Raw genomic sequence first — 24,417 nt, forward strand, 5'->3', positions numbered from 1 at the left:
GGGGGCGCGCGGATGACCGACACCACCGTGCGGATCGACGGGAACACCTTGCGGCTGCCGGGCGGTGCGGCGGTGCGGTTCATCCGTACCCTGCGGCTGCCGGAGACGGGAACGCATGCCCTGCCGCCGGGCCTGGGCGAGTTCCCGGTACGGCGTGTCGCGGACTACGCGGAGGCGGTGCCCGAAGCCTGGCGGGCGCGCGGCGGTGTGATGCTCCCGGTGTACCTGCGGGAGGCCATGTGGCTGAGCTTCGCGGGCACGAAGGAGCCGGCCGCGCTGCAGGTGGGGGTCGGCAAGGTGTGCGCGGTCTCCGGTCGCCCGTGGAGCGACCGGCAGGCTCGCGACCCGCAGAACTACGTGGTGCTGCCCCGGCAGCCCTGGCTGGACGGCATCAACTCCGGGAAGGGCACGGTTCGCCAGTTCGTGGCCGTGCCGCTGGGTCTGGGCGCGACCGTCGAGGGCCAGGTCACCGGCGAGGAGGTGTGGGGCGGCGTCCAGTTGCAGTCCTTCCCGCTGAACGGGGAGGCGCTGGCCCGGTGGCGCGAGGAGGAGCGGGAGCGGGAGCGCCTGCGGGCGGAGCGGGCGCGGTTGCCGGCCCCCACCGCCGGCTTCGGTGCCGCGCCCGCCATGGCGGCGCCGTCCGCGCCGGGCGCGGCACGCCCGGCGTTCGGTGGCGCGCCCCGGGCCGCCGCCATGGGGCTCGGTGTCGGTGGTTCCATGCGGCAGGAGGTCTACCAGGACGACCGGCCGCTGACGGACTGGTCCGAGCGGCCTGCGGGCCGCGTGTTCGTCCACCTGGTGACGCCTCCTCAGTGGCGGAGCATCACGGGTGAGGCACCGCCGCCGTCCCCGGTGGACCGGGCCGCCTACACCCGGGCGGGGCTGCCCTGGTTCGACTACTTCGACCAGGACGCGCGGGACCTCGACCCGGCCGGCCCGCTCCAGTCGGTGAAGCCGCAGGCGACTGGCTCGGGGACGATCACGAGCCCTGGCAGCCCCCGTCGCCGCATCAGGTGAAACCGCTCGGGGACGCGCCGGGCAAGCCGGTCGAGGACGGCGACTGGTAGGCGCGGGCGGCCGGGATCTCCGACGGCGGATCGGCCCGGGGGCACGGCTGTGGAGCACGCCCGCGGGCCGGGAGTCCGCCTCAGCCGTCGCCGTCGGCGCGTTGTCGTTGCAGCGGACGGGGGCAGGACACCGCGCTCGCCTGGGAGAGGAGTACACGCATACGCTCGGTGAGCTGACCGAGGTCGTCGGCGGGTCGGTGGAACGGCAGCCGTACGTCGCCGCCGGTGCGGACGCGTTCGATGCGCAGTGTGAGTCCGTGCCGGTCGACGGCGAGCGGCCGCACGCGGACCGCGCCGTGCAGGCTGCCCGGGTCGACCAGGCGGGTGAGCCGTTCGACCGCGTCACCGTGGCAGTCGGCGAGGTGGGTCAGCAGCCGGGCCTCGGCGGCGGCGAGCGGGTCGGGGCGTGCCGCGGCGAACTCGTCCGGGTCGACGACGACGGCTCCGGACGCCTGCCGCAGCACCACGCGCGTAGCGCGGAAGGCGAGCCGGCCGTCTTCGACGGCGAACCGGCCCGCGAGCCACAGCCTGGCACGGATCCTCTCCCGTACCGGGACGGGTGCGACGTCGGCGAACTCCAGCACGGCGGACGGTTCGCCGCGGGGCGCGCGGATCGCGGCGGTGAGCAGCGCGCTCTCCTCGGGCACTTCCAGCAGGACGCGGCCGTCGTCGCTCACCCCCTGCGCACCGACGAACTCCTCCCGGAAGCCCTCCGCGGTCACCGCGCAGGACCATGCGGCGGTGAGCACGGAGCGGGCCCGTTCCGCCGCGCCGGGCTCGGCCGTCCAGACGCGCGTGTCGTCACCCATCCTCGAACCTCCTCTTAGGTAAGCCTTGCCTAACCTAGCGAAGATCGGGGCGCACGCCAACCAGGCGGCGTGACCTTTGCGAGACCTTTCCGCACCTTCTCAGAAGGTGAGAACACCGAGCAGGGCGCGTGCACACAGATCGCGCACCTCCTCGCGGCTCAACTCGGAACCGCGCAGCCACTCCAGGCACACCGCCGTGGTGAAGGCCAGCCAGCCGCGCACGGCGAGGCGCGTGTCCGGCCGCCGCCTCAGCAGCGGACCGAACTCGGGGTCCCCCGCCAACGCCTCCAGGATCTGCCGCTCCTGCGCGGCCAGAGCACGCTGGTAGACCCGACGCACCGCCCGGTCCCCCGCCGCGTCGGCACGGTGGAAGGCGCGGTAGCCGTGCGCGTGCGCCTGGACGTACTCCAGGTACGTGTCGAGTCCCGACGCGAGCTGCCCGCGCACCGGGGCGCCGGGCACCGCCGCCGTCATGCGCAGCATCCGCTCGCTCTCGCGCTCGACGACCGCCGCGAAGAAGTCCCGCTTGGTGGGGAAGTAGTGGTACAGCAGCCCTCGCGAGACCCCGGCGATCTCGGCCACCTGCTCGATCCACACGTCGTCGTACGGACTCTCCGAGAACAGCCGCGCCCCGACCGACAGAAGCTGCTCGCGACGCTCCTCGGTACTGAGCCGACGGCGCGTGCGCCCGCCCTCGCCCTCGTTCCCGGCCATCCCCGCACCTTACTTGACGCCGGTTCAACCGCCGGACCAGACTGGGACGCCCTATTGAACCCGTGTACAACACGTCTCGTACTTCCCGTCCCCCACGTACCACAGCGTTCCGCGGACACCGCGCCGCGTCGCAGGCCCTCGCCGGATCGAAGGAGATCGCATGGCGGAGACGACGACACCGACCGGACTGCCGAAGGGGTTTCGCAGCGCCGAGCGGGGCTGGCCCGAACTGCACCGCATCCCGCATCCTCCCCACCGGGTCCCCCTCCTCGGGGACGTCCTCGGCTCGAACCGGCGCACTCCTCTGCAGGACTCGATGCGCCACGCCCGCCGACTGGGGCCGATCTTCCGGCGGAACGCCTTCGGCAAGGAGTTCGTGTTCGTGTGGGGCGCGGACCTGGTGGCCGATCTGGCCGACGAGGCGCGCTTCGCCAAGCATGTGGGACTGGGCGTGGCCAATCTGCGGCCGGTCGCGGGCGACGGCCTGTTCACCGCGTACAACCACGAACCCAACTGGCAGCTCGCCCATGACGTACTCGCCCCCGGGTTCAACCGCGAGGCCATGGCGCGCTATCACACGATGATGCTGGCCGTGGCGGAGCGGCTGACCGACCACTGGGACCGCGCGGCCGGTGCGGGCCGGAGCGTGGACGTGCCCGGCGACATGACCAAGCTGACGCTGGAGACGATCGCACGCACCGGGTTCGGGCACGACTTCGGTTCTTTCGAGCGGTCCCGTCCGCACCCCTTCGTCACCGCGATGGTCGGCACGCTCGCCTACGCGCAGCGGCGGAACTCCGTGCCCACGCCTCTGGCCCCGCTGCTGCTGCGGAACGCGAGCCGGCGCAACGCCGCCGACATCGCCCACCTCAACCGCATCGTCGACGACGTGGTGCGGACCCGACGCGCCGACGGCGGCGGAAAGGGCGATCTGCTCGACCGGATGCTGGACACCGCGCATCCCGAGTCCGGCGAGCGGCTGTCGCCCGAGAACGTCCGCCGGCAGGTCATCACCTTCCTGATCGCCGGACACGAGACCACCTCGGGCGCACTCTCCTTCGCCCTGCACCACCTCTCCCGGCACCCCGACGTCGCGGCCCGTGCCCGCGCCGAGGTGGACCGTGTCTGGGGCTCCGCGGCCGCGCCGGACTACGAGCAGGTGGCCAGGCTGCGGTACGTCCGCCGGGTGCTCGACGAGTCGCTGCGGCTGTGGCCGACCGCGCCCGCCTTCGCCCGGGAGGCCCGTGCGGACACGGTGCTGGCCGGGGAGCACCCGATGCGGCGGGGAGCGTGGACGCTGGTGCTGACCCCGATGCTGCACCGGGATCCCGGGGTGTGGGGCCCCGACGCCGAGCGGTTCGACCCGGACCGGTTCGACGCACCGGCCGTACGGTCCCGGCCGCCGCACACCTTCAAGCCGTTCGGCACGGGGGCGCGGGCCTGCATCGGACGGCAGTTCGCGCTGCACGAGGCGACGCTGGTGCTCGGACTGCTGCTGCGCCGCTACGAGCTGCGGCCCGATCCGGACTACCGGCTGCGCGTGACCGAGCGGCTCACGCTGATGCCGGAGGGACTGCGGCTGCGCCCGGAGCGGCGGACGGTGGGGCCGGCCGGGGCCGAGGCGGCCGGGGCGTCGAACGCGTCCGGGACGCCCGGCCCCGGCGGCGCGCCGTCAGCGCACCGCTGTCCAGTGCGCGGGACGGGTGAGTGACCCGGGCAGCCTGGTGCCGGCGCTTCCCCGGGCCGCGTTCAGCTGGGGCTGGGTGAGGAAGAACGCCCCGGTCAGATCGGCGTCCGTGAGGTCGGTGTCGCGCAGGTCGGCGCCGATCAGGTCCGCGCCCCGCAGGTCTGCGCCGGTGAGGTCGGCGGCGATGAGGTAGGCGCCACGCAGACTGACCCCGCGCAGATCGGCCCCCTTGAGGCGGGCACCCATCAGATCCGCTCCCCGGCGGTCCTTCCGGCGCCCGCGCGCCCCGGCCCGCGCCAGTTCGCTTGCCCTCAGCAGCAGCACGTTGACGTCCTGCCGGTGGGCGCCCACGTCCAACGCGCCCAGTTCGTCAGGGGTCTCGCGGGTCAGCCGCTCGGTCTTCTCCAGCGCCCGGCGCAGCTCGGCGTGGACCGGACGCGCCGCGGGCAGGGTGAGCGCCTCGGTCAGGTACCAGAGCAGCTCGTGCAACTGCCGGACGACCGGGAACACGTCGAACATGCGGCGGGCCCGCTCCGGCGGCCCGGTGCGCCAGTCCTGTCCGCCGAAGGTGATCTGCGAGACCTTCTGACCGGCGCCGAAGCAGTCGTAGACCGTGCAGCCACTGAATCCCTCCTGCCGCAGCCGCGCGTGGATGCCGCAGCGGTGGTCCTCACGCAGGTTCCGGCAGGGCTTGCCGGCTTGCTTGTCCACCGCGAAGTCGGCGGACGCGGTGAACGGCAGAGCGACACAGCACAGCCCGAAACACTCCTCGCAGTCCCCGCGCAGTTCCGGTCGGCCGGTCTTCTCTTCTGGCATGCCGTTCAGCATACGGAACGAGAGGTCGGCACCACTGCGGCGGTCACCCTCCGAGGCCGGGCATCGCCAGTCGGTCGAGCCGCTCCGGGTCGGCCAGGAGGTACATGCCGGTGATGCGACCGCCGCTGATGGTGACGGCCATGACCGACTGGGGTCTGCCGTCGACGATGCTGATGAGGCCCATCGAGTCGTTGACCATGACCTGACGCGCCGCCGCGGTGTACCGGGCGAACATGAGCGCCGACTCGGCCACCGTCCGCGCGCCCCGGAGGGCCTTGGATCCCGCGACGCCACGGACCAGGGTGCCCGCGTCCGCCCTGAGGGTCACGTCCGGGTGCAGGACGGCGACGAGCGCCTCGAAGTCACCGCCGCGTGCGGCCGCCATGAAGGCGTCGAGCACCTGCTTCTGCCGGCCGAGATCGGGATCGGACGACGGGGCGGCGTCCCGCACCCGGCGGCGGGCGCGGCTGGCGAGCTGCCGGGTGGCGGCCGGACTGCGCTCCACCACCGGGGCGATGTCGTCGAAGGGCACGGCGAACATGTCGTGCAGCACGAACGCGAGGCGTTCGTCGGGTTCCAGGTGCTCGAGCACCACCAGCAGGGCCACACCGACGGAGTCGGCCCGGAGCGCCTCCTGTTCCGGATCGGTCGGTGCGACGGGTCCGACCACCGGGTCCGGGACGAAGGTCTCGTCGATGGGCTGCTCGCGGCGGGCGGTGCGGGACCGCAGCAGGTCCAGGCAGATCCGGCCGGTCACGGTGGTCAGCCAGCCGCCGAGATTGCCGATGGCGTCGGTGTCCTCCGTCCGGCTCAGCCTCAGCCACGTCTCCTGGACCGCGTCGTCCGCCTCGGTCTGCGAGCCGAGCATCCGGTAGGCGACCGCCTTGAGGTGCCCGCGATGCGCCTCGAAGCGCCCGGCCAGCGCGTCCGGGGCGAACGTGCCCCTCTCGCCCGTGGCGTTGCCGTCATCCATGTCGTCACCCGTCACCGGGGGAACAGCTCGAAGGTGACCGCCAGGCCCCCGAACCGCTTGCCCGCCTCCCGGGCGTTCCCGGTCAGGAAGCCGCGCACATACGCCTCGGGCTCCTCGTCGGTCAACGCCTCGAGGTAGGTCCGGTGTTCGAGCAGGGAGCGCACCGCCCGCTCCCTGCCGGCGGCCGCGTCCACGGCGTGGGTGGGCATGTGGGAGCCTGCCACGGCGACCCAGCGGACACCGTTCCAGGGTTCGAGGCCCTGCTCGGTCAGTTCCGGGAAGATCCACCGGTTGCCGGCGTCTCCGGCCGCGTCGAGCACCGCGCGGCCGACGGCCACGTGGTCCGGGGTGTTCCAGAACGTGTCGCTCCAGGTCTCCCGGTGGTTCAGGGTGATCACCAGCTCGGGACGGTGGCGGCGAATGGCGGCGGCGATGTCCCGGCGCAGGGCGGTGCCGTACTCGATGACGCCGTCCCGGTGGTCCAGGAACTCCACGGTCGACACGCCGACCACGGCCGCGCTCGCCACCTGCTCCCGCTCCCGGATCGGGCCGGCCTCGGCGGGCTCCAGCGTGTCGATGCCCGCCTCGCCACGGGTCACCAGCACATAGGCGACCTCACGGCCGGCATCGGTCCAGGTCGCGATCGCCGCGGTGCAGCCGTACTCGAGGTCGTCCGGGTGGGCGACCACCGCCAGCGCGCGGTGCCAGTCGGCGGGCATGGGCTCGAGTTGGGTGAACGTCACCTCGGTCATGCCCGCAGACTAACCCGTACCACCGACAACCCCCCGGGGCCCGCGCGGAGCACCGGGGTCGCACGTCACCCCGCGCTCACGCCTCGTCCCGGGCCAGCGCCAGCAGCCGGTCCAGCACGCGGGGGCCGCCCGCGCGTACGCCGTCGTGCTCGAACTCGTCGGTGACCCAGGTGCGCAGGCCGCGGATCGCCCGCGCGGTGCGCAGGCAGTGGTCCGTGTCGACGTACATGTCGTCGTGGTAGACGGCCGCCGCGACCGGGACCTCGTTGGCGGCGAGGCGGGCCGGGTCGTACAGGGGCGTCCAGTCGGTGCGGGCGGCGAGCAGTTCGGCGGTCTCGCGCAGCGGACGCAGCGCGGGGTCGCAGTCGAACGTCCAGGGGTGCACGGACTCACCGGTGAACAGCAGCGGCCCGTCGCCCGCGAGCGTCTTCGCCGCGTCGAACTGCGGGAACTCGGCCCGCACCCGCTCGGCCGACCAGGCGGTGGCCCGGCCGTCCTGGCCGTAGATCGACTCGTGGACGAGCGCGTACAGCGGGTGCCCCGCGTACGACAGCAGGCCCTGCACCTGCTCCAGGAACGCGTCGGACAGCGCGGGGCCCGCCTGGGTGCGGACGAAGGCGTCCTCCAGGAGGTAGTGCAGTCGGTGGCTGCCGTCGCCGCTGCCGAGGAGGACGCCGAGGGACTGGAACGCCTCGACGGTGAGCCGGTAGCCGTTCGGGAGGACGACCTCGTGGGTGAGGAGGTGGTCGGCGATCCGGCGGGCGCGTTCGACGTCCTGCGGGTAGCGGACGTAATGGGCGCCGACCTTGCGCTCGACACGCGGGTAGGCGGCCCGGTAGACGTCGTCGGGGTGGGCGTCCAGAGAGGGCAGACCGCCCGTGATCACGGCGGTGGCGAGGCCCTCGGGGGCGGTGGACAGGTAGGCGACCGTGCAGAAGCCGCCGAAGCTCTGGCCGAGGACGGTCCAGGGGTCGCCGCCGGTGACCTGGGGGCGGATCGCCTCGCAGTCGCGGACGATCGAGTCGGCGCGGAAGAGGGCGAGGTAGTCGGCCTGCGCGGCGGGGCCGCCGCGCAGCGGGAGCGTCTGCCGGTTGGCGGGGGTGGAATGGCCGGTGCCGCGCTGGTCGAGCAGCAGGACGCGGTACTCCTTCAGGGCCCGGCCGAGCCAGGCCTGCTGCCCGATGAAACGGTTCGCCCCGAATCCGGGGCCGCCCTGGAGGTAGAGCAGCCACGGCAGGTCCTGGCCCGCCTTGTCGCCGGCGACGACCTCGCGCGCGTACAGCTCGATCATCTCGCCCGAAGGATCTTCGTGATCGAGGGGAACGGTGAAGCGGTGGTCGGTGAGGACGACACCGGGCTGGCGGTAACTGACGGTCAACGGGGCTCCCGGGACGAACGGATTGTCGGGCCGCGACCCAGTTCAACACATGTTCGTCCGGCCATCGAGCCCGGGATCACGCAATTCTTGCCGCGTGGGTCGGTCAGCGCGCCGACAGGCTGGATCGCCGGACCACGAGTTCCGGGCGCAGGACGACTCTCCGGTGCTCGTGGGGTGCGACCGCCGCGGTCCCGGTCTCCGTCTCCTCCAGCAGCTCCGCCGCCAGCACTCCCATGGTGACGGCGGGCTGCCGTACCGAGGTGAGGGGGACCGCCGCGGCGGCGGCGAACTCGATGTCGTCGTAGCCCACGAGCGCCAGGTCGTCCGGGACGCCGACCCCGGCCGCGTACATGGCCTGGAGCACGCCGAGGGCGAGCAGGTCGTTGGCGCAGAACACGGCGGTGGGGCGGTCTGCGAGGCCGAGCAGCCGGGCGCCCGCGTCCCGTCCGGCGGCGACGTCGAGGCGGTCGGTGGGCAGTTCGCGCGGGGACTGGGGTCCGAGCCCCGCCTCGGCGAGGGCGTTCAGGGCACCGGTGCGCCGGTCCCGGACCTGGTTCGGGCCGGGCGGTCCGCTGACGTAGGCGAGGGACCGGTGTCCCGCGTCGACGAGGTGGCGCGTGCGCTGGCTGGAGCTCATCCGGCGAGGCCGACGATCTCGCCGCGCCGCACGTCGAAGGAGACGTCGGTGACGACACCCTCGCGGGTCAGCCGCCGCACGCTCAGGGCTATTTCGCCGGGGCGCACCTCCTGCTTGGGGTACGGCTCCTCGAGTTCGCGGCCGACCATGCGGCGCACCATGTCGTCCTCGGTCATGCCATTCAGCGGCTCACTGGCGATCCAGACACCGTCGCGCAGGGTGGGTGCCCCTGCCGGAACGGATCGCGGAGACCTGCCGGGCCTCGGGGCAGCCGGTGCCGCTCTCCCCCGCCGAGCTCACGCGCTGCGTCCTCGACTCGCTCGCCCTCGCGCACCGCAGGGCCGTCGAGGACGCCCAGCGGCTCTCCGGGCGGTCGGCCGACGTCGTGCACCTCGTGGGCGGGGCGCCCGCAACGCCCTGCTGTGCCAACTGACCGCCGACGCCTGTGGTGTGCCGGTGGTGGCCGGTCCGGCCGAGGCAGCCGCGCTGGGCGATGTGCTCGTGCAGGCCCGTGCGCACGGGCTGGTCGGCGACCTCGCCGGAATGCGGCGCCTGCTCACCCGTACCCAGCCGCTGACCCGGTACGAACCGCGCGGCGACACGCGGCGGTGGCAGGCCGCGCAGTCCCGGCTCGCCCGGTGCTGACCGGGATCTGCCCCGGGACCCCCTCGGACTACCCTGAAATCACCCGATGACCGATCCACAAGGAGCCGCGATGCGTGTCGCCCTGTTCCTGACCTGCGTCAACGACACGCTTTATCCGGACACCGGGCGCGCCGTCGTGAGACTGCTGACCAGGCTGGGCGTCGAGGTCGACTTCCCGATGGCGCAGACCTGCTGTGGGCAGGCGCACTACAACACCGGTTACCGGCACGAGGCGGAACCGCTGGCCCGCCGCTTCTCCGAGGTGTTCCGGGACTACGAGGCGATCGTGACACCCTCCGGGTCGTGCGGGGCGATGGTGCGGGAGCTGTATCCGCGGATGGGTGAGCGGGCCCGCGCGGAGGGGCGCGGGGACACCCTCGCGGCCACGCTGGCGCCCGTGGTGCCGAAGACGTACGAACTCACGGAGTTCCTCGTGGACGTGCTGGGTGTGACGGATGTCGGTGCGTACTACCCGCACACGGTGACCTACCACCCCACCTGCCACGGGCTGCGCTCCCTGGGGCTCGGCGAGCGGCCCCGGCGCCTCCTGGAGGCCGTGAAGGGGCTGGAGCTGGTCGAGCTGCCGGGAGCGGAGGAGTGCTGCGGCTTCGGCGGCACGTTCGCGCTGAAGAACCCCGACGTCTCCGCGGCGATGGGCGCCGACAAGGTGCGCAGCGCCGAGTCGACGGGCGCCGAGGTGCTGTGCGCGGCGGACAACTCCTGCCTGATGCACATCGGGGGGACGATGACCAGGCTCCGCACCGGTATGCGGCCGGTGCACCTCGCGGAGATCCTGGCGAGCACGGGGAGGAACCGGCCGTATGAGTGGAACGTTCGTCGGCATGCCTGGGTTTCCCGCTTTTCCGAACGCCGCCCGGGAGGCCGTGCGCGACACCACCCTGCGCGGCAACCTCCGGCACGCCACGCACACCATCCGCGCCAAGCGGGCCAAGGCCGTCGCGGAGGTGTCCGACTGGGCGGAGCTGCGGGAGGCCGGCAAACGGATCAAGGATCATACGCTCCGTCACCTCGACCACTACCTCGAGCGGTTGGAGGAGTCGGTGACCGCCGCGGGCGGCACCGTCCACTGGGCCGCCGACGCCGACGAGGCCAATCGGATCGTGACCGGGCTCGTCAAGGGGACGGGCGAGTCGGAGGTCGTCAAGGTCAAGTCGATGGCCACGCAGGAGATCGAGCTCAACGAGGCCCTCGAGGCGGCGGGCATCCGCGCCTACGAGACGGATCTGGCCGAGCTGATCGTGCAGTTGGGCAGGGACCGCCCCTCGCACATCCTCGTCCCGGCGATCCACCGCAACCGCGGGGAGATCCGGGACATCTTCGCCCGCGAGATGAGTGGCTGGGGCCGCCCGGCGCCCGAGGACCTCACCGACACGCCCGCCGAACTCGCCGAGGCGGCGCGGCTGCACCTGCGGGAGAAGTTCCTGCGCGCCAAGGTCGGCATCTCCGGCGCCAACTTCATGGTCGCGGAGACCGGCACGCTGGTGGTGGTGGAGTCCGAGGGCAACGGGCGGATGTGCCTGACCCTGCCCGAGACGCTGATCTCGGTCGTCGGCATCGAGAAGATCGTGCCCAGCTGGCAGGACCTGGAGGTGTTCCTGCAGACCCTCCCCCGGTCCTCCACCGCCGAGCGCATGAACCCGTACACGTCCACCTGGACCGGCACCACCGAGGCGGACGGTCCGCGCGCCTTCCACCTCGTGCTGTTGGACAACGGCCGCACCGACATCCTCGCCGACGAGGTCGGCCGTCAGGCCCTGCGCTGCATCCGCTGCTCGGCCTGCCTCAACGTCTGCCCGGTCTACGAGCGGGCCGGCGGCCACGCCTACGGCTCCGTCTACCCGGGCCCGATCGGCGCCATCCTCAGCCCCCAACTGCGGGGCACGGCGAGCGAGATCGACGCGTCCCTGCCGTACGCCTCGTCGCTGTGCGGGGCCTGCTACGAGGTGTGCCCGGTCGCCATCGACATCCCCGAGGTGCTGGTGCATCTACGGGAACGGATCGTGGAGGGCGGCGAGGTCACCCGGGGCGGCAACAAGGTGGTGCTGCAACCCGCGAAGGGGCACGCCGCCGAGCGTGCGGCGATGCGCGCGGCGCGCTGGGCGTTCACGCGTCCGGGTGCGCTGCGCACCGGCCAGCGCCTCGCCTCCCGCACCCGCCGTTTCCACCCGCGCACCCTGCCGGGTCCCGGCCGGGCGTGGAGCGGGACACGGGACCTTCCGCCGGTCCCCGCCGAGCCGTTCCGGGACTGGTGGCAGCGTACGCGGGGCGGGGACGGCGCGAAGGGAGCCGCGGAATGAGCAGCAGGGAACGGATCCTGGGCCGGGTGCGGCGCGCCCTCGCCGATGTTCCGCGGGACGCCGAAACTCCCCCAGTGCCTGAACGGCCCGGGCGGTACCCCCACTACGAGCGGGCCGTCCCCCGCGACTACCTCCGCGAGCACGGCGCACGCACGCCCGCGGAAACGATGGACCTCCTCGCCGAGAACCTGGCCGACTATCGGGCGATCGTGCACCGCACCGACGCCGACGGTCTGGCCGGGGTCGTCGCCGAACTCCTGTCCTCGCGCGGTGTGTCGTCGGTCCTCGTCCCGCCGGGGCTGGACGAGACCTGGCTGGCGCGGACCGACGTGACGCGGGTCGCGGACCGGGCGGAGAGCACCCCGCACGAACTGGACCGGGTCGACAGCGTGGTCACCGCCTGCGCGGTCGCCGTGGCCGAGACCGGCACGATCGTCCTGGACGGCTCGCCCGACCAGGGCCGCCGCCGTATCACCCTCGTCCCCGACCACCATCTCTGCGTCGTCCGTGCCGCCCAGGTCGTCCCCTCCGTCCCGTACGCCCTCGAACGCCTCGACCCGACCCGCCCGCTCACCTGGATCTCCGGCCCGTCGGCGACCAGCGACATCGAACTCGACCGAGTGGAGGGCGTCCACGGCCCACGCACCCTGGAGGTCGTCCTGGTCGACTGAGGCCGGTGTGACACGTCGCGGGTGACGCCCTCGTGCTCAGGCGGACACGCGGCGCGCGGTGTACAGCAAGTACTCCCATTCCATGACCAGGTGGCCTCCGCCCGTTCCCCGGTCGTACCGGCGGGCGAGTTCGGCCAGTTCGGCGTCGAGGGCGGCGACGCGTTCGGGGGCGTCCGCGAGCGACCTGTAGACGCTGATGGTCGGGCCGTAACGCTGCTTGAAGTAGTCCCGGAACTCCTCGGGCGTCGCGAAACGCTCGACGACGACCGTACGGCGTTCGGCGGTCACCTCGGTGACGCCGTCGCCGATCAGCGCCCGGACGTGCTCCGGGTCCCCCCACAGCGGGGGCGGCTGCGCCCCGGGCGGGGGCGGCGGTGCGTATGGCTTCATCGTGGCCAGCATCCGGCCGACGAATCCGCCGGGCGTCCAGCTCAGCAGGCCGATGGTGCCTCCGGGACGGCAGACGCGGAGCAGTTCGCCGGCGGCCCTCTCGTGGTGCGGGGCGAACATGACCCCGACGCACGAGACCACGGCGTCGAAGGCGGCGTCGTCGAAGGGCAGCGCCTCGGCGTCCGCCTCCTGCCACCGCAGCCGCGCACCCCGTTCCCCGGCCAGCCGCCGTCCGGCCTCCAGCAGCTCCGGCGACAGATCGGTGGCGACCACGTCCGCCCCGGCCAGCGCCGCCGGGATCGCGGCGTTGCCGCTGCCCGCCGCGACATCCAGCACCCGGTCGCCCGGCCCCACCCCGGCCGCCTCGACCAGCGACTTCCCCAGGTCGGGGATGACCTCGGCGGCCACGGACGGGTAGTCGCCCTGCGCCCACATCGCCCGGTGCCTGGCCTTCAGGGCGCGGTCGGCCTCGGCCTTGTCGACCACGTTCGTCGTGGCTGCGCTCCTCGCTCTCCCCGCGCGGTCCGGCTGCGGCTGCGGCTGCGGCTGGGTACGGCTAGTCGGCCTTCGCGTACCGCTGGGCCGTGGCGCCCCCGAAGTCGTACACCACGACCTTTTCGTCACCGACGACCCACGCGTCGTGGCCGGGCGTGCAGACGAAGAGGTCGCCGGGGCCGACCTCGCTCTCGGCGCCGTCGTCCATGCGGATGCGCATCCGGCCCTGGAGAACGTAGCCGTTGTGGTGGATCTGGCAGCTCGGGGTCCCCATGATCGGTCCGACGGACTCGGACCAGCGCCACCCCGGCTCGAGCACGGCCACGGCGAAGTCCAGCCCCGTCATGTGGACGGCTTCGAGACGCCCCCTGGGGAAGTCCCGTCGCTCGTCCGGCTTGTCCAGCGGCTTGATCTCGAGCATGCCCCTTCTCCCTTCCGGCCCTTGTCGTACGTGGCCGGGTCCGGTCTCCGTCCGCCCACGGCGGCATCGACAGGGCCCGGTTCTTACCATTCCATCGTCTGTCCGGCCATACGGAGACGCCATTCGGGTGAGGGGTGACCGGGTCAGGGAGGTCAGGCGCCAGGGTCAGTGGTGAGGGCCGCAGAGCCGGGCGAAGCGGGCGGTGTCGACGTTGCCGCCGGAGAGGATCAGGCCGACCCGGTGCGGGAGGGGGCCCGCGCGGCCGGTGAGCAGTGCGGCCAGGGGGGTGGCTCCGCTCGGCTCGAGGACGATCTTCAGGCGCTCGAAGGCGAACCGCATGGCGTCCCTGATCTCGTCGTCACCGACCAGGACGATCCCGTCGAGGAGCCTTCGGTTGACGGAGAACGTCAGTTCACCCGGCGTGTGCAGCGCCTGACCGTCGGCGATGGTGCGCGGGACCGGGACGCTCACGCGATGTCCCGCCTCCAGCGACCGCTTGGTGTCGTCCCCCGCCTCCGGCTCCACGCCGATCACCCGCGCCTCGGGGTACAGGCCCTTGGCCGCGGTGGCGCTTCCGGCGATCAGCCCGCCACCACCGACCGGCGCGAGCAACACGTCCAACTCCCCCACTTCTTCGAGGAGTTCGAGCGCAGCCGTACCCTGTCCCGCGATGACGTGCGGGTGCTCGTAGGGCGGGATGAGCGCCAGGCCGCGCTCCGCGGCCAGGGCCTCGGCGACGGCGACACGGTCGCCGGTGTACCGGTCGTACGTGACGATCTCCGCGCCGTACGCCTCGGTGGCCGCCCGCTTCGACGGCGGGGCGTCCTCGGGCATGACGATGACGGCGGTGGTGCCGAGTTCCCGGGCGGCCAGGGCGACGGCCTGGGCGTGGTTGCCCGAGGAGTAGGCGGCGATACCCCGGGACAACTGCTCGGGGGTGAGGCGGGAGGCCGCGTGGTAGGCGCCGCGGAACTTGAAGGCGCCCACCCGCTGGAAGTTCTCGCACTTCAGGTGGACCTCGGCGCCGACGAGCGCGTCCAGGGTGCGGGAGCGCAGGACCGGCGTGCGGTGGACGACGCCTTCGAGCCGTTCGGCGGCGGCACGGACGTCGTCGAGGGTGACCGGCGGACTGGTGGTCGTCACGCGGTGACTATACGTCCCGTTGCTTCCCTCCGGTCCGGGTGGTGGGATCCCACCACCCGGGGGCACCCAGGGCACCCACCCGCCCACGGCCGCGTAGGCCGGCGGGTGCAGCTGGTTCGCCCCGTCCGCCGGGCGGGAGGCGTCGTAAGTGCGCACCGGCCTGCGGGCCATCCCCGCCGAACGGCTGTGGGTCGACCCCGACTGCGACCCGAAGATCCGCGCCTGGCCCGAGACCCGCGCCTTGCTGGAGGACCTCGTCACCGCGGCCCGCACGCTCCGTGACGAGTTGTCCGGTTCCTGACCCGGACGGCTCACCGGCGGTCACGCCCGCCGCCGCCGGGTGCCCCTGGCATCCGGCGGCGGCTCCTGGCGACCTCCCCCGTCGGCCGCACGTGCGGCCGACGGGGGGCGAGCAGGGGCCTGCCTGCTCCAGTCCTTCCGGGCCGACCACAGCGCCCCGCTCCCGCCGCCCGCACCCCTGGGGCTGGACGGGATCCACGGCCACCGGGCGCGGCCGCCGGGGTGACCGGCGGTGGTTTCGGGGCGTAGGGAGTTTCACCCGGGCCGGCCCGCGCCGGGCGGCGGCCGCGTACCCAGCCGAAGAGGGCCAGCGAGCACAGGGCGGCGAACGCGCACCAGGTCGAGACGAACTCCAACCGCCACAACGCCCAGCAGACCAGCGCGCCCGCGGCGGCCAGGGTGCCCAGCACCCGCAGGCCGCGGGCGCCGGACAGCAGCAGCGAGCCGACCGTGGCCACCAGGTACCCCACGACCAGCAGCGGAGCGTGCGGCAGGTCCAGCACGTAACCGATGGTGTGTCCGCGAATCTCCGCCCGCACCGGGCGTGTGGCGAGTACGTACCCGAGGACCGGCGCCGTCACGGCGCCGGCGGCGAGCGGCACGATCAGTGCGCGCCGCGGCGCGGCGCACCACACGCCCACCGGCACCCAGAGCGCCAGGAGCGGCAGGGCGACGACCGCCCAGAGCAGGACGGCCGGACCAGTCCCGCCGTCCGAGGCCCAGACCGCCGCCTCGATCATCTGATGCACACCAAGCAGCGGCGGCAGCGCGGCCAGCGGAAGATCACGAGCGCGGTCCGCCCGCGCCACGCAGGCCGCGCCGACCACCGCGACACCGACCCCCGCCACGAGGTCGGCCTCCGCACTCCAGCACATCACTCCGCCCTCGGGTCATCGGCCGGAAACCCCCATCTTCGCGGGCCCGGAGCAACCGGACGGCAGCGACACGGCGGTGTGCGCGCCCCTCCCGCGCCTACCCGGTGCGCTCCCGGCCCCGGGGTGGCGTGCGCCCGCCGCCTGTGCCGCGCTGGGTGTCGCCGCCCTCAGCGGTGCCCGCTTCCACCGGGGCTCTGGCTCGCGCTGGGCGCCGGGGCGCTGGCCGGGATGGTCTTCGTCCACCGGCTGATCGCTCAGTCGCTGCACTCACTCAACAAGCTCTGCCCCTACTGCGCCGTGGTCTGGATCGTCACCACCGCCCTCTTCTGGTACGTCACCGTGCACTGCCTGGACCAGGGAATCCTCCCCGCCCCCGAAGGGTGCTGGACGTCGTCCGGGACACCCACTGGATGCTGCTCGGCGGCCTGGTACGGCGTGATCGCCGTACTCGTCCTCACCCGCTTCTGACCGTACTGGCGCACCCTGCTCTGAGCCCCCTGCGGGTCGCGTGCGGAACGCCGGGCCGGGCGGGGCACGGCCCGTAGCCGGGCCGGCCTGCCGGATGCGCGGTCCGTCGCCGGTCAGTACGGTGGCGTTCTGGTGTTCGACCCTGGACGGAGTGACCCGACCATCGACGGCACGGGTCACCGGGCGGTGGAGGCGGCATGGCCGACAAGAAGGCGGTGAAGCTGTCCCGTGCGGTGTACGAGAGCGAGCTGCTGCGGCTGCAGACGGAGCTGATCAAACTCCAGGAGTGGGTGAGGGCGGAAGGTGCCCGGCTGGTCGTCGTCTTCGAGGGGCGGGACGCGGCGGGCAAGGGCGGCACCATCAAACGGATATCGGAGCACCTCAACCCGCGCGTGGCACGGATCGCGGCCCTGCCCAAACCGACCGAACGCCAGCGCGGCCAGTGGTATTTCCAGCGCTACGTCGAACATATGCCTGCTGCTGGCGAGATCGTTCTGTTCGACCGGTCCTGGTACAACCGCGCCGGCGTCGAGCGGGTCATGGGCTTCTGCACGAAGCAGGAGTACCAGCTCTTCCTCCGCCAGTGCCCGATCTTCGAGCGGATGCTGGTGGAGGACGGGATCCTGCTGCGCAAGTACTGGTTCTCGGTGAGCGACGCCGAGCAGCAGGCGCGCTTCCGCAAGCGGCTGGAGGATCCGCTGCGGCGCTGGAAGCTGTCTCCCATGGACCTGGAGTCGATCGCCCGCTGGGAGGCCTATTCCCGTGCCAAGGACACGATGCTGGTGCACACCGACATCGCCGAGGCGCCGTGGTACATCGTGGAGAGCGACGACAAGCGCAGGGCGCGGCTGAACATGATCGCCCACCTGCTGGACACCGTGCCCTACCAGGAGGTGGCACCCCCGGTCATCGAACTGCCGGAGCGCCCGCCGTCCACCGGATACCAGCGGCCGCCGCGTGACCTCCAGACCTACATCCCCGACCACGCGGCGGGCCTGTGAACTGCCCGCGCGCCGAGAGGGCCCGGCCTCGGGTCCGGGCAGCCCCCGTCGGCCGGCGGAGGAGCTTCGTGCATGATCGGTACGGCCCCTCGACCTTCCGGGCGGGGAGGCGGCTCACCGATCGTGAAGGAGACGGCCTTGTCCATCTGGGAGGCACTGGCGGTCTTCGCTGCCGGGGTCGGCGCCGGCAGCATCAACACGATCGTCGGCTCGGGGACGTTGATCACGTTCCCGGTCCTGCTCGCCACCGGGCTGCCACCGGTGACCGCCACCGTGTCCAACGCCCTCGGGCTGATCCCCGGGTCCCTCAGCGGCGCCATAGGCTACCGCAAGGAGCTCAAGGGCCAGCGCCGCCTCGTCCTGAGGCTGGGCGTCGCCGCGTCGGCCGGCGGGTTCACCGGAGCGGTGCTGCTGCTCACCCTCCCCGCGACCGCTTTCGAGACGATCGTCCCCGTTCTCGTCGCGCTGGCGCTGGTCCTCGTGGTGCTGCAGCCCCGCATCTCCGCCGTCGTCCAGCGGCGCCGTGCGCGCACGGGCACGATCACCAGGACCGACGGCGGTCCCGTCCTCTTCGGCGGGATCCTCCTCGCCAGTGTCTACGGCGGCTACTTCACGGCGGCTCAGGGCATCATCTACCTCTCCCTGATGGGCATGCTGCTCGATGACACCCTCCAGCGTCTGAACGCCGTCAAGAACGTCCTCGCCGCCCTCGTCAACAGCATCGCGGCCCTGTTCTTCCTCTTCGTCGCCGACTACGACTGGACGGCCGTTCTCCTCATCGCCGTGGGCTCGGCGATCGGCGGGCAGGTCGGAGCGAAGGTGGGGCGCCGGCTCCCCGCGCCCGCCCTGCGGACCTTCATCGTCGTCGTGGGCACCTTCGCCATCGCCCAACTGCTCCTGCGCTGAACGGGCCCACCGGAGGACTCTTCCGTCACAGGGGTATCAGCCGCGGCGTTTCGGCCATCGGCCCGCCCCTCCCCCACCCCTGCCTCCCACGGACGCGCGCGTCCCGCGCTCCCGCCTCCCGCGCCCGCGTACGGAATCCGCTTCGTCCGAAACACGTGTGTTCGACCGCGTCACCCCCGTCGTTGACTCCCGTGCCGTCGCTTTTCCTCACCGACCGCAGGGAGATGGGCAGTTGACCTCGACTTCCGACCACAGCAGCACGACCACCGCCGTCACACCCCCGCCGCCCGCCGAGATCACGTACTCGGGGCAGTACGCCGTGAATCCGCTCGGCCAGATCGGCTTCCGCGCCCTGTGCTCGCAGCTTCCCGCCGTCCTGCGGCGCATCACCGCCATGGCGTGGAGGATCGACCGCCGTGCCGTGCTCATGCTCCTCGCCTGCCAACTGATCACGGGAGTCTCCGCCGCGGTGCTGCTCACGGCCACCGCCAGGGCGATGAGCTCCCTCCTGGCGGCCGGGTCCGTCTCCGACCGCCTGCGCGACGCGCTTTGGGCGCTTGTCGTCGTGGCCGCGGCCGGCGCCGTGACCCGGGTCTCCGTGGCCGTGGCAGCGTACGCCGAGCGGCGCGTCACGCCCCGGCTGGTGACGGAGACCGACACCGCGCTGGTCGAGGCCGTCTGCCGGGTGGAGGCGACCGCGTACGCGGTGGACGGGTTCTCCGACCGCCAGGAAGCGGCGGAGATGGGTGTGACACGCGCGCACGTCATGGTCATGGACGCGCAGCGTTTCATGTCCGCGCTGATCCGGATGGTCACCGCGAGCGGGGTCCTGTCCGTCCTCAACCCGCTGATGCTGCCCCTGCTGCTCCTGGCCGTGGCCCCGGCCGGCGTGGGGGCGGTCCTCACCGCCCGGGTCGACTACGAGATCCACTACGCGAACGTCGCGGACCGCAACGTCCGCGGGATGACGCGCTGGTGGGCGACGACGCCGAAGTACGGGGACAAGGTCCGCGCCAACGGCATGACCGACTATCTCCTCCACTGGTACCGCGCGCTGTCCGAGCGGGTCGACCGGCGCACCCTGGCCGCCGCGCCCCGGACCCTGCGGATCGCGCTGTTCTCCTCCCTGGCCGGCGGGGCGTTCCTCGCCGCCACCTGGGGTGCGCTCGCCTGGCTGGCCGTGACCGGCCGGATCGCGCCGGCCATCGCCGCCACGGCCGTCGTCGCCGTCCAGACGACGCTGGCGTCACTGTCCCAGGTCGTCATCAACGGCGCGGCGGTGTTCCACACGAGCCTGTACCTCGGTGACATGCAGGCCTTCGTCGACGACGCCACCGAACGGGCGCCCGAACGGGGCCGGTTGCGCGTCGACGCCCCGGTCGAGGAGATCCGGCTGGACGAGGTCACCTACCAGTATCCCGGGAAGGCCAAGCCCGCCGTCGACGGCGTCTCCCTGACGCTGCGCCGCGGCGAGATCCTCGCCGTCGTCGGCGTGAACGGCTCCGGCAAGAGCACCCTGACCCGCCTGATCACCGGCATCTACCTCGCGGACAAGGGCCGGGTCACCTGGAACGGCATCGACATCGCCCGCGCCGACCCGGCCACCGTCTGGCGGCGCACCGGTCTGGTCCCGCAGATCTTCGCCCAATGGCCCCTGCGGGCACGGGAGAACGTGACACTCGGCCAGCCTCGCACCCACGACGACGGGCCTGTGTGGGATGCCGTCGACGCGGTGGGCATGCGCGAGGCGATCGAGGACCTGCCGGCCGGTCTGGACACGCTCCTCGCCCGCGAGATCTTCGGCGGCGCCGAGCTCTCCGGCGGCCAGTGGCAACGCCTGGCCTGCTCACGCGCCCTGTACCGACGCCCGTCCCTCCTGATCCTGGACGAACCCACCTCGCAGATGGACCCGCGGGGCGAGCACGGCATCTTCGAGCGCATCAAGGCGATCTCCGGTGACCGCATCACCATCGTCGTCACCCACCGCCTCGAGAACACCCGGATCGCCGACCACATCGTCGTCATGGAGCAGGGCCGCCTCACCGAACAGGGCACCTACGACGACCTCGTCCACGCCGCCGGCACCTTCGCCGACCTCCTGCGCCTCTCCCAGGACCGCTGACCCCTCACCCGTCCGGACCCGCTGGGCGGGGTCCGGGGCGGGCGGCCTCCGGCGCGCCGGGGCGAACCCGGGTTTCCGGTACCCGTCGCGCTGTACCCGTACCAGACGCTCGACCTGCTCCCGAGGGCGCCGAACGGCCGGCCTTCCGCCTCTGGGACGCGTACGCGCCCCAGGACGCCGCGCGGCGCACGTGTCACGCCTCCGACCTGCTCGTGATCGAGAAACCCGCGATTCCCGGCGCGCTCCCCCTGGCTCGGCCGTTCAGCAGACGCTTCACCGAGCGCGTCTGCGCCGAGGACCGCATGGCCGCCGAAGCCGAGCAGCGGGCGTGGGACGAACAGGGCGAGGACCGCAATCACGAGGTCTTCCCCCTGAGCCTGGACGTCCGCGAGGTGCTGCGCGCCAACGGCGTCCCTCTCCGGCCCCGGCCCGCCGCATGCGGGCTCCGCCCCGACGGCCCGGCGCCGAGCGGGCGGAGAGGGTCGGCAGCGGAAGGGCAGACCACGGCACCGCCCCTGCGGGACGCGTCCAGGTCACGTAGGTCCTCGTCAAGCCGGGGTCGGCTCGTACGTCCAGCGCAACAGGGCGCCGAGGCCGCCTGCCGGAACGTCGGGGCCGTCCTCGTCCGAGGGCGGGACGATCAGTACATCGGCGGCCGTGACGGCGGCCGACCGCAGCAGCGCGTCGTCCGCGCGTACGGGAACCGGGGCGTTCTCGCCCAGGCTGCGCGCGTCGGTCCGGCGTACCGCCAGCTGATCGGGTTCGTAGCCCACCCACGTCTCCCGGCCCAGCTCCGGCCCGTCGGGCCGGATCAGCAGTGTGTCGATGCGGTGCTCCCGGGCAGCTTCGACCAGGGCCGGGACACCTTCGACCGCGTCCGTCCGCCGGTCGGTGCCCACCCGTCCGGCGTGGAAGCGGTCGAGTACCTCATCGAGGCGACGACGTGTGTACTGCCGCCGTGCCCGCTCGATGGCCTCCTCCAGGGCGGGAGAGGACGAACCGGAGGCCCGGCCGCCGTGCTCCGTCTCCACCGTGACCTCGCGGACCGCTTCAGGGAGCTTTTCGTGCACGGCGGGCCGTTCGCGGGGGTCACCGACCAGAACCACCAGGTCGGCGCCGCACTCCTCGTACGCCGAGGCCAGCGCTGCAGCGATCTCCCCGGCGTTGTGCTCCCAGGTGTTCTCGACCTTGAGCTGGAAGTGCCGCTCGGACCAGTCCGACGAGGCCGTACGGTGAACCGGCCACTGTCGCCCCTCGGCTTGCCCGGCATCCTGTGGTCCGGCCGCCCCGCGCAGCTGGAAGTCGGCACCGGTCCGGTCGATGTACGCCACCAGGCAGTCCGGATCCTGGCTGGACAGCTCCAGCAGCGGCGTCAGTCGTGGGAGCGCGGCCCAGCAGGCGATCTGGCTCTGCGGCGACCGGGAGAGACGATGGCTGAGCACCACCTCTCCTCCGGTGGCGAAGATCACTCGGCCCGCCGGGTCTTCCGCGGGCCCGATGTTCGTCAGGGCCCTGCGCACCGCCTGGACGGTGGCCGCGTCGGCGCCCTCCTCCTCCAGGGTCCGGCAGGCTTCCCGTACTGACAGCTCGCGCCGCTTCGCCCCCGACTCGTCGTTCTGCGCGGCATCGAAGTACACCGTGGCCCACGGGCCGGGGCGGTCGAAAAGTGGTCCCAAGAATGACAACTGCATGCTCTCTCTCCTCATTGATCCCGGTTGTCAGGCCGAGTGCCCGAGGGACCGGCGGAGACACGCAGCAGGCTCCGGTGGACCGCGAGGACCGCACTCCCCGCGGTCGGAGCCCGCCGGCACCCGGTCACGGGGACGCTCACCGCGCTGATCCCGATGGGCGATGGCACCGGAAAATCAGGGGTTCCCTGGCCTGACCGGGTTTTTTCTCAAACCGGATCGACCACGTCCCGGGGGTGGCCACCCCCTCCAGGCCGGCCCTCGCGAGCAAGCCCTCCACCAGACGCGCCAGCCGGTCGGTCTCGGTGAGCGCCGCGGTCAGGGACGCCTGGCCGAAGGGCGCGACGGCCGGCTCGAGGTTGTCCAGGCGCAGTCGCAGTGCGGCGAGCGGGGTCTTGAGCTGGTGGGAGGCTTCACCGGCGAACGCACGCGGGGAGGCCAGGAGGTGCTCCAGAGGGGCGGCGGTCTGGTTGAAGGTGGCGGCCAGACTGCGTATCTCCGGTGGCCCGTCGGTCACGGCGACCGGTCCGGGCAGGCTGCCGTCGGCGAGACGGACGGCGGCCCGCTGCAGTTCGCGGATGGGGCGTGCGGCCCACCGGGCGACGGCGAACGCGAAACCGGCCACGACGGCCGGCACTGCGAGGCCGGCCAGGACGAGCAGCAACCACGCCTGGTGGACGCGGCCGTGCACGGTGTCGGTGGGCACGGAGATGCGGACGGTGGCGTCGGGCGGGGTCGCATGGCCCACGGGCGCGGCGACGGACAGGTACCGTACGCCGCCGATCCCGGAGGTGCGCACGTCGGCGGAACCGGTGCCGTTCAGGGCCGCGGCGACGTCCGGCCGCCCCATCAGCTCCCGCGCCTCCTGCTCGGACAGGGGAGGGAAGCGGCGATGAGGCTGCCGGAGCGGCTGATCACGGCAATCTGGCCGCCGATGCGCCCGGCGCATTCCGTGACGCGTCGGGGCAGGTCCTGCTCCTCCCGTCCGGCAGCCAGGGACAGTTCGGCGAAGGCCGGCAACGAAGCTGCTTCCTCGCGGGCAGCGTTGATCACGCGGTCCCGCTCGGCGCGGGAGTACACGAAGCCCAGAGGTATTTCCAGGCAGAGCAGCACCAGGGCGGCGATGCTCAGGTAGGTGAGCAGCAGACGGCGGGTCACGGGAAGGCGCCGTCGGAGGCACCCGCGTAACCCCGCGAACGACCGGTCGGCTCGGGAGGAGGTGCCTGCATCGCGAGCCGGAACCCCACACCGCGCAACGTCTGGATCCAGCCCGGGTGGCCCAGTTTCCGGCGCAGCGTGGACACATGGACATCGAGTGTCTTGGTGGCGCCCTCGTAGTAGGGGTCCCAGACGTGTTCAAGGATCCGCCGGCGCGAGCAGACCGCCCCGGGGTCCTCACACAGCGGCGCCAGCAGCTCGAACTCCTTCAAGGTCAGCGCGACCTGCGACTGGCCCACCCACACCTGCCGCGTACGGCGGTCGACCACCAGTGTGCCGGGCACGTCACCGGCTGCGGGAAAGTCTTCGGCCGCCGCTGCCGGGCCGGGGGGCCGGAGACGGGGGGCCCGTGGGCGGGGGCCCGTGGGCGGGGGGCCCGTGGGCGGGGGGCCCGTGGGCGGGGGGCCCGTGGGCGGGGGCGGCCGGCGGCTCCGTTTCCCGCTGCCCGTACACCATTTCCGCTGCCCGTACGCCCCCGGGGCGTCCCCTCCCGCCATGGTTCCCGGCGTGGTTCCGGGGCGCCGGGTGCGGCGAGAGACGGCGCGGATGCGGGCGACCAGCTCCCGAAGGGAGAACGGTTTCGCCAGATAGTCGTCCGCGCCCAGCTCCAGACCGAGCACCTTGTCGCTCTCCGCGCCGCGTGCGATGAGAATGATGACAGGAACGTCCGAAACCCGCGGGATCCCACGACAGACGTCGATGCCGTCCATGTCCGGCAGCCCCGGGTCGAGCAGGACGACATCCCCGAACGGCCCCGGGAGCCCCTCCGTACCCGTGGTGACCCAGGTGACCGGCAGGCCGCAGTTCCACAGTCCCTCGATCAACGGCTCGGCGATCGTCTCGTCGTCTTCGGTGAGCAGCGCCTGCATCCCCATGCGTCTTGTCTCTGTGCATCCCCACTACGACCTTGCAGAGTTGCCCGG

At 72.8% G+C, this 24,417-nt stretch carries 18 protein-coding genes and 9 pseudogenes; 12 read left to right on the top strand and 15 right to left on the bottom strand.

Going from position 1 to position 24,417, the window contains the following annotated elements:
• The first annotated feature begins 12 nt into the window (after positions 1–12).
• Positions 13–1,067 (top strand): annotated as a pseudogene (locus WJ438_RS02685) (hypothetical protein).
• Between the two features lie 80 nt (positions 1,068–1,147).
• Here the strand turns inward: WJ438_RS02685 and WJ438_RS02690 are convergent.
• Both WJ438_RS02690 and WJ438_RS02695 read right to left on the bottom strand, forming a co-directional pair.
• The gene (locus WJ438_RS02690; protein ID WP_406723794.1) at positions 1,148–1,876 is read right to left on the bottom strand and encodes a DUF2470 domain-containing protein; all 729 of its coding nucleotides are present in this window, start codon (positions 1,874–1,876) and stop codon (positions 1,148–1,150) included.
• Between the two features lie 99 nt (positions 1,877–1,975).
• Complete coding sequence (locus tag WJ438_RS02695; RefSeq protein WP_406723795.1) at positions 1,976–2,590, bottom strand: TetR/AcrR family transcriptional regulator; 615 nt, start codon at positions 2,588–2,590, stop codon at positions 1,976–1,978.
• A gap of 160 nt (positions 2,591–2,750) precedes the next feature.
• On the opposite strand from WJ438_RS02695, the gene WJ438_RS02700 reads away from it, so the two are divergent.
• Positions 2,751–4,301, top strand: a complete 1,551-nt coding sequence (locus WJ438_RS02700) for a cytochrome P450 (protein WP_406723796.1) — start codon at positions 2,751–2,753, stop codon at positions 4,299–4,301.
• Here WJ438_RS02700 and WJ438_RS02705 read toward each other — a convergent pair.
• From WJ438_RS02705 to WJ438_RS02730, 6 genes and pseudogenes are all read right to left on the bottom strand, one after another.
• The gene (locus WJ438_RS02705; protein WP_406723797.1) at positions 4,263–5,093 is read right to left on the bottom strand and encodes a pentapeptide repeat-containing protein; all 831 of its coding nucleotides are present in this window, start codon (positions 5,091–5,093) and stop codon (positions 4,263–4,265) included. The genes WJ438_RS02700 and WJ438_RS02705 overlap by 39 nt on opposite strands.
• A 43-nt stretch (positions 5,094–5,136) precedes the next feature.
• Positions 5,137–6,066 (bottom strand): sigma-70 family RNA polymerase sigma factor, encoded by a 930-nt coding sequence (locus WJ438_RS02710; RefSeq protein WP_406723798.1) that lies wholly within the window; start codon positions 6,064–6,066, stop codon positions 5,137–5,139.
• Positions 6,067–6,077: 11 nt separating this feature from the next.
• Positions 6,078–6,818 (bottom strand): PIG-L deacetylase family protein, encoded by a 741-nt coding sequence (locus tag WJ438_RS02715; RefSeq protein WP_406723799.1) that lies wholly within the window; start codon positions 6,816–6,818, stop codon positions 6,078–6,080.
• A 76-nt stretch (positions 6,819–6,894) separates the two neighbouring features.
• Positions 6,895–8,196: an alpha/beta fold hydrolase gene (locus WJ438_RS02720; protein ID WP_406723800.1), complete on the bottom strand. Its 1,302-nt coding sequence runs from the start codon at positions 8,194–8,196 to the stop codon at positions 6,895–6,897.
• Between the two features lie 103 nt (positions 8,197–8,299).
• Positions 8,300–8,812 (bottom strand): annotated as a pseudogene (locus WJ438_RS02725) (substrate-binding domain-containing protein); the annotation flags it as partial.
• Positions 8,813–8,832: 20 nt separating this feature from the next.
• Positions 8,833–9,054, bottom strand: a pseudogene (locus WJ438_RS02730) (D-xylose ABC transporter ATP-binding protein); the annotation flags it as partial.
• An 8-nt stretch (positions 9,055–9,062) separates the two neighbouring features.
• Here WJ438_RS02730 and WJ438_RS02735 point away from each other — a divergent pair.
• From WJ438_RS02735 to WJ438_RS02750, 4 genes and pseudogenes are all read left to right on the top strand, one after another.
• A pseudogene (locus WJ438_RS02735) lies at positions 9,063–9,478 on the top strand (FGGY-family carbohydrate kinase); the annotation flags it as partial.
• A gap of 70 nt (positions 9,479–9,548) precedes the next feature.
• A pseudogene (locus WJ438_RS02740) lies at positions 9,549–10,303 on the top strand ((Fe-S)-binding protein).
• On the top strand, positions 10,300–11,796 hold the full coding sequence (locus WJ438_RS02745; RefSeq protein ID WP_406723801.1) for a LutB/LldF family L-lactate oxidation iron-sulfur protein: 1,497 nt from the start codon (positions 10,300–10,302) through the stop codon (positions 11,794–11,796). Before WJ438_RS02740 ends, WJ438_RS02745 begins: the two are co-directional and overlap by 4 nt.
• Complete coding sequence (locus WJ438_RS02750; RefSeq protein ID WP_406723802.1) at positions 11,793–12,467, top strand: lactate utilization protein C; 675 nt, start codon at positions 11,793–11,795, stop codon at positions 12,465–12,467. The genes WJ438_RS02745 and WJ438_RS02750 overlap by 4 nt, the downstream gene beginning before the upstream one ends.
• A gap of 36 nt (positions 12,468–12,503) precedes the next feature.
• Here WJ438_RS02750 and WJ438_RS02755 read toward each other — a convergent pair whose 3' ends face one another.
• The 3 genes from WJ438_RS02755 to WJ438_RS02765 form a co-directional block, all read right to left on the bottom strand.
• Positions 12,504–13,343: a class I SAM-dependent methyltransferase gene (locus WJ438_RS02755; protein ID WP_406723803.1), complete on the bottom strand. Its 840-nt coding sequence runs from the start codon at positions 13,341–13,343 to the stop codon at positions 12,504–12,506.
• A gap of 70 nt (positions 13,344–13,413) precedes the next feature.
• Entirely contained in the window at positions 13,414–13,773 is a 360-nt protein-coding gene (locus WJ438_RS02760) for a cupin domain-containing protein (RefSeq protein ID WP_406723804.1), read from the bottom strand.
• 165 nt (positions 13,774–13,938) lie between these two features.
• Positions 13,939–14,916, bottom strand: coding sequence for a pyridoxal-phosphate dependent enzyme (locus tag WJ438_RS02765; RefSeq protein ID WP_406723805.1), 978 nt, complete (start codon positions 14,914–14,916; stop codon positions 13,939–13,941).
• Between the two features lie 148 nt (positions 14,917–15,064).
• On the opposite strand from WJ438_RS02765, the pseudogene WJ438_RS02770 reads away from it, so the two are divergent.
• A pseudogene (locus tag WJ438_RS02770) lies at positions 15,065–15,217 on the top strand (hypothetical protein); the annotation flags it as partial.
• A gap of 259 nt (positions 15,218–15,476) precedes the next feature.
• Here WJ438_RS02770 and WJ438_RS02775 read toward each other — a convergent pair.
• Positions 15,477–16,091, bottom strand: a pseudogene (locus WJ438_RS02775) (DUF6629 family protein); the annotation flags it as partial.
• A 228-nt stretch (positions 16,092–16,319) separates the two neighbouring features.
• Between WJ438_RS02775 and WJ438_RS02780 the strand changes: the two are divergent.
• The 5 genes and pseudogenes from WJ438_RS02780 to WJ438_RS02800 all read left to right on the top strand — a co-directional run.
• The gene (locus tag WJ438_RS02780; protein WP_406723806.1) at positions 16,320–16,559 is read left to right on the top strand and encodes a vitamin K epoxide reductase family protein; all 240 of its coding nucleotides are present in this window, start codon (positions 16,320–16,322) and stop codon (positions 16,557–16,559) included.
• A 197-nt stretch (positions 16,560–16,756) separates the two neighbouring features.
• Positions 16,757–17,560, top strand: a complete 804-nt coding sequence (gene ppk2 / locus WJ438_RS02785; protein ID WP_406723807.1) for a polyphosphate kinase 2 — start codon at positions 16,757–16,759, stop codon at positions 17,558–17,560.
• Between the two features lie 138 nt (positions 17,561–17,698).
• Positions 17,699–18,466: a sulfite exporter TauE/SafE family protein gene (locus WJ438_RS02790; protein WP_406723808.1), complete on the top strand. Its 768-nt coding sequence runs from the start codon at positions 17,699–17,701 to the stop codon at positions 18,464–18,466.
• A gap of 232 nt (positions 18,467–18,698) precedes the next feature.
• Complete coding sequence (locus tag WJ438_RS02795) at positions 18,699–20,588, top strand: ATP-binding cassette domain-containing protein (RefSeq protein ID WP_406723809.1); 1,890 nt, start codon at positions 18,699–18,701, stop codon at positions 20,586–20,588.
• 93 nt (positions 20,589–20,681) lie between these two features.
• Positions 20,682–21,025: pseudogene (locus tag WJ438_RS02800) on the top strand (aromatic ring-hydroxylating dioxygenase subunit alpha); the annotation flags it as partial.
• Positions 21,026–21,136: 111 nt separating this feature from the next.
• Here WJ438_RS02800 and WJ438_RS02805 read toward each other — a convergent pair.
• The 3 genes and pseudogenes from WJ438_RS02805 to WJ438_RS02815 form a co-directional block, all read right to left on the bottom strand.
• The gene (locus WJ438_RS02805; protein WP_406723810.1) at positions 21,137–22,279 is read right to left on the bottom strand and encodes a Vms1/Ankzf1 family peptidyl-tRNA hydrolase; all 1,143 of its coding nucleotides are present in this window, start codon (positions 22,277–22,279) and stop codon (positions 21,137–21,139) included.
• A 212-nt stretch (positions 22,280–22,491) separates the two neighbouring features.
• Positions 22,492–23,434: pseudogene (locus WJ438_RS02810) on the bottom strand (HAMP domain-containing protein); the annotation flags it as partial.
• Positions 23,431–24,369, bottom strand: coding sequence for a response regulator transcription factor (locus WJ438_RS02815; RefSeq protein WP_406723811.1), 939 nt, complete (start codon positions 24,367–24,369; stop codon positions 23,431–23,433). The gene WJ438_RS02815 and the pseudogene WJ438_RS02810, both read right to left, overlap by 4 nt.
• Positions 24,370–24,417 lie beyond the last annotated feature (48 nt).

Origin of the sequence: Streptomyces sp. GD-15H (genome assembly GCF_045291515.1) — a bacterium.
Classification (GTDB): domain Bacteria; phylum Actinomycetota; class Actinomycetes; order Streptomycetales; family Streptomycetaceae; genus Streptomyces.

Excerpts from the sequence above, each read along its gene's own strand:
- WJ438_RS02815 (WP_406723811.1), bottom strand. The coding sequence starts at position 24,369 with ATGGGGATGCAGGCGCTGCTCACCGAAGACGACGAGACGATCGCCGAG.
- WJ438_RS02710 (WP_406723798.1), bottom strand. The coding sequence starts at position 6,066 with ATGGATGACGGCAACGCCACGGGCGAGAGGGGCACGTTCGCCCCGGAC.
- WJ438_RS02805 (WP_406723810.1), bottom strand. The coding sequence starts at position 22,279 with ATGCAGTTGTCATTCTTGGGACCACTTTTCGACCGCCCCGGCCCGTGG.
- WJ438_RS02760 (WP_406723804.1), bottom strand. The coding sequence starts at position 13,773 with ATGCTCGAGATCAAGCCGCTGGACAAGCCGGACGAGCGACGGGACTTC.
- WJ438_RS02745 (WP_406723801.1), top strand. The coding sequence starts at position 10,300 with ATGAGTGGAACGTTCGTCGGCATGCCTGGGTTTCCCGCTTTTCCGAAC.
- WJ438_RS02780 (WP_406723806.1), top strand. The coding sequence starts at position 16,320 with ATGGTCTTCGTCCACCGGCTGATCGCTCAGTCGCTGCACTCACTCAAC.
- WJ438_RS02705 (WP_406723797.1), bottom strand. The coding sequence starts at position 5,093 with ATGCCAGAAGAGAAGACCGGCCGACCGGAACTGCGCGGGGACTGCGAG.
- WJ438_RS02750 (WP_406723802.1), top strand. The coding sequence starts at position 11,793 with ATGAGCAGCAGGGAACGGATCCTGGGCCGGGTGCGGCGCGCCCTCGCC.
- WJ438_RS02715 (WP_406723799.1), bottom strand. The coding sequence starts at position 6,818 with ATGACCGAGGTGACGTTCACCCAACTCGAGCCCATGCCCGCCGACTGG.
- ppk2 (WP_406723807.1), top strand. The coding sequence starts at position 16,757 with ATGGCCGACAAGAAGGCGGTGAAGCTGTCCCGTGCGGTGTACGAGAGC.
- WJ438_RS02700 (WP_406723796.1), top strand. The coding sequence starts at position 2,751 with ATGGCGGAGACGACGACACCGACCGGACTGCCGAAGGGGTTTCGCAGC.
- WJ438_RS02690 (WP_406723794.1), bottom strand. The coding sequence starts at position 1,876 with ATGGGTGACGACACGCGCGTCTGGACGGCCGAGCCCGGCGCGGCGGAA.
- WJ438_RS02695 (WP_406723795.1), bottom strand. The coding sequence starts at position 2,590 with ATGGCCGGGAACGAGGGCGAGGGCGGGCGCACGCGCCGTCGGCTCAGT.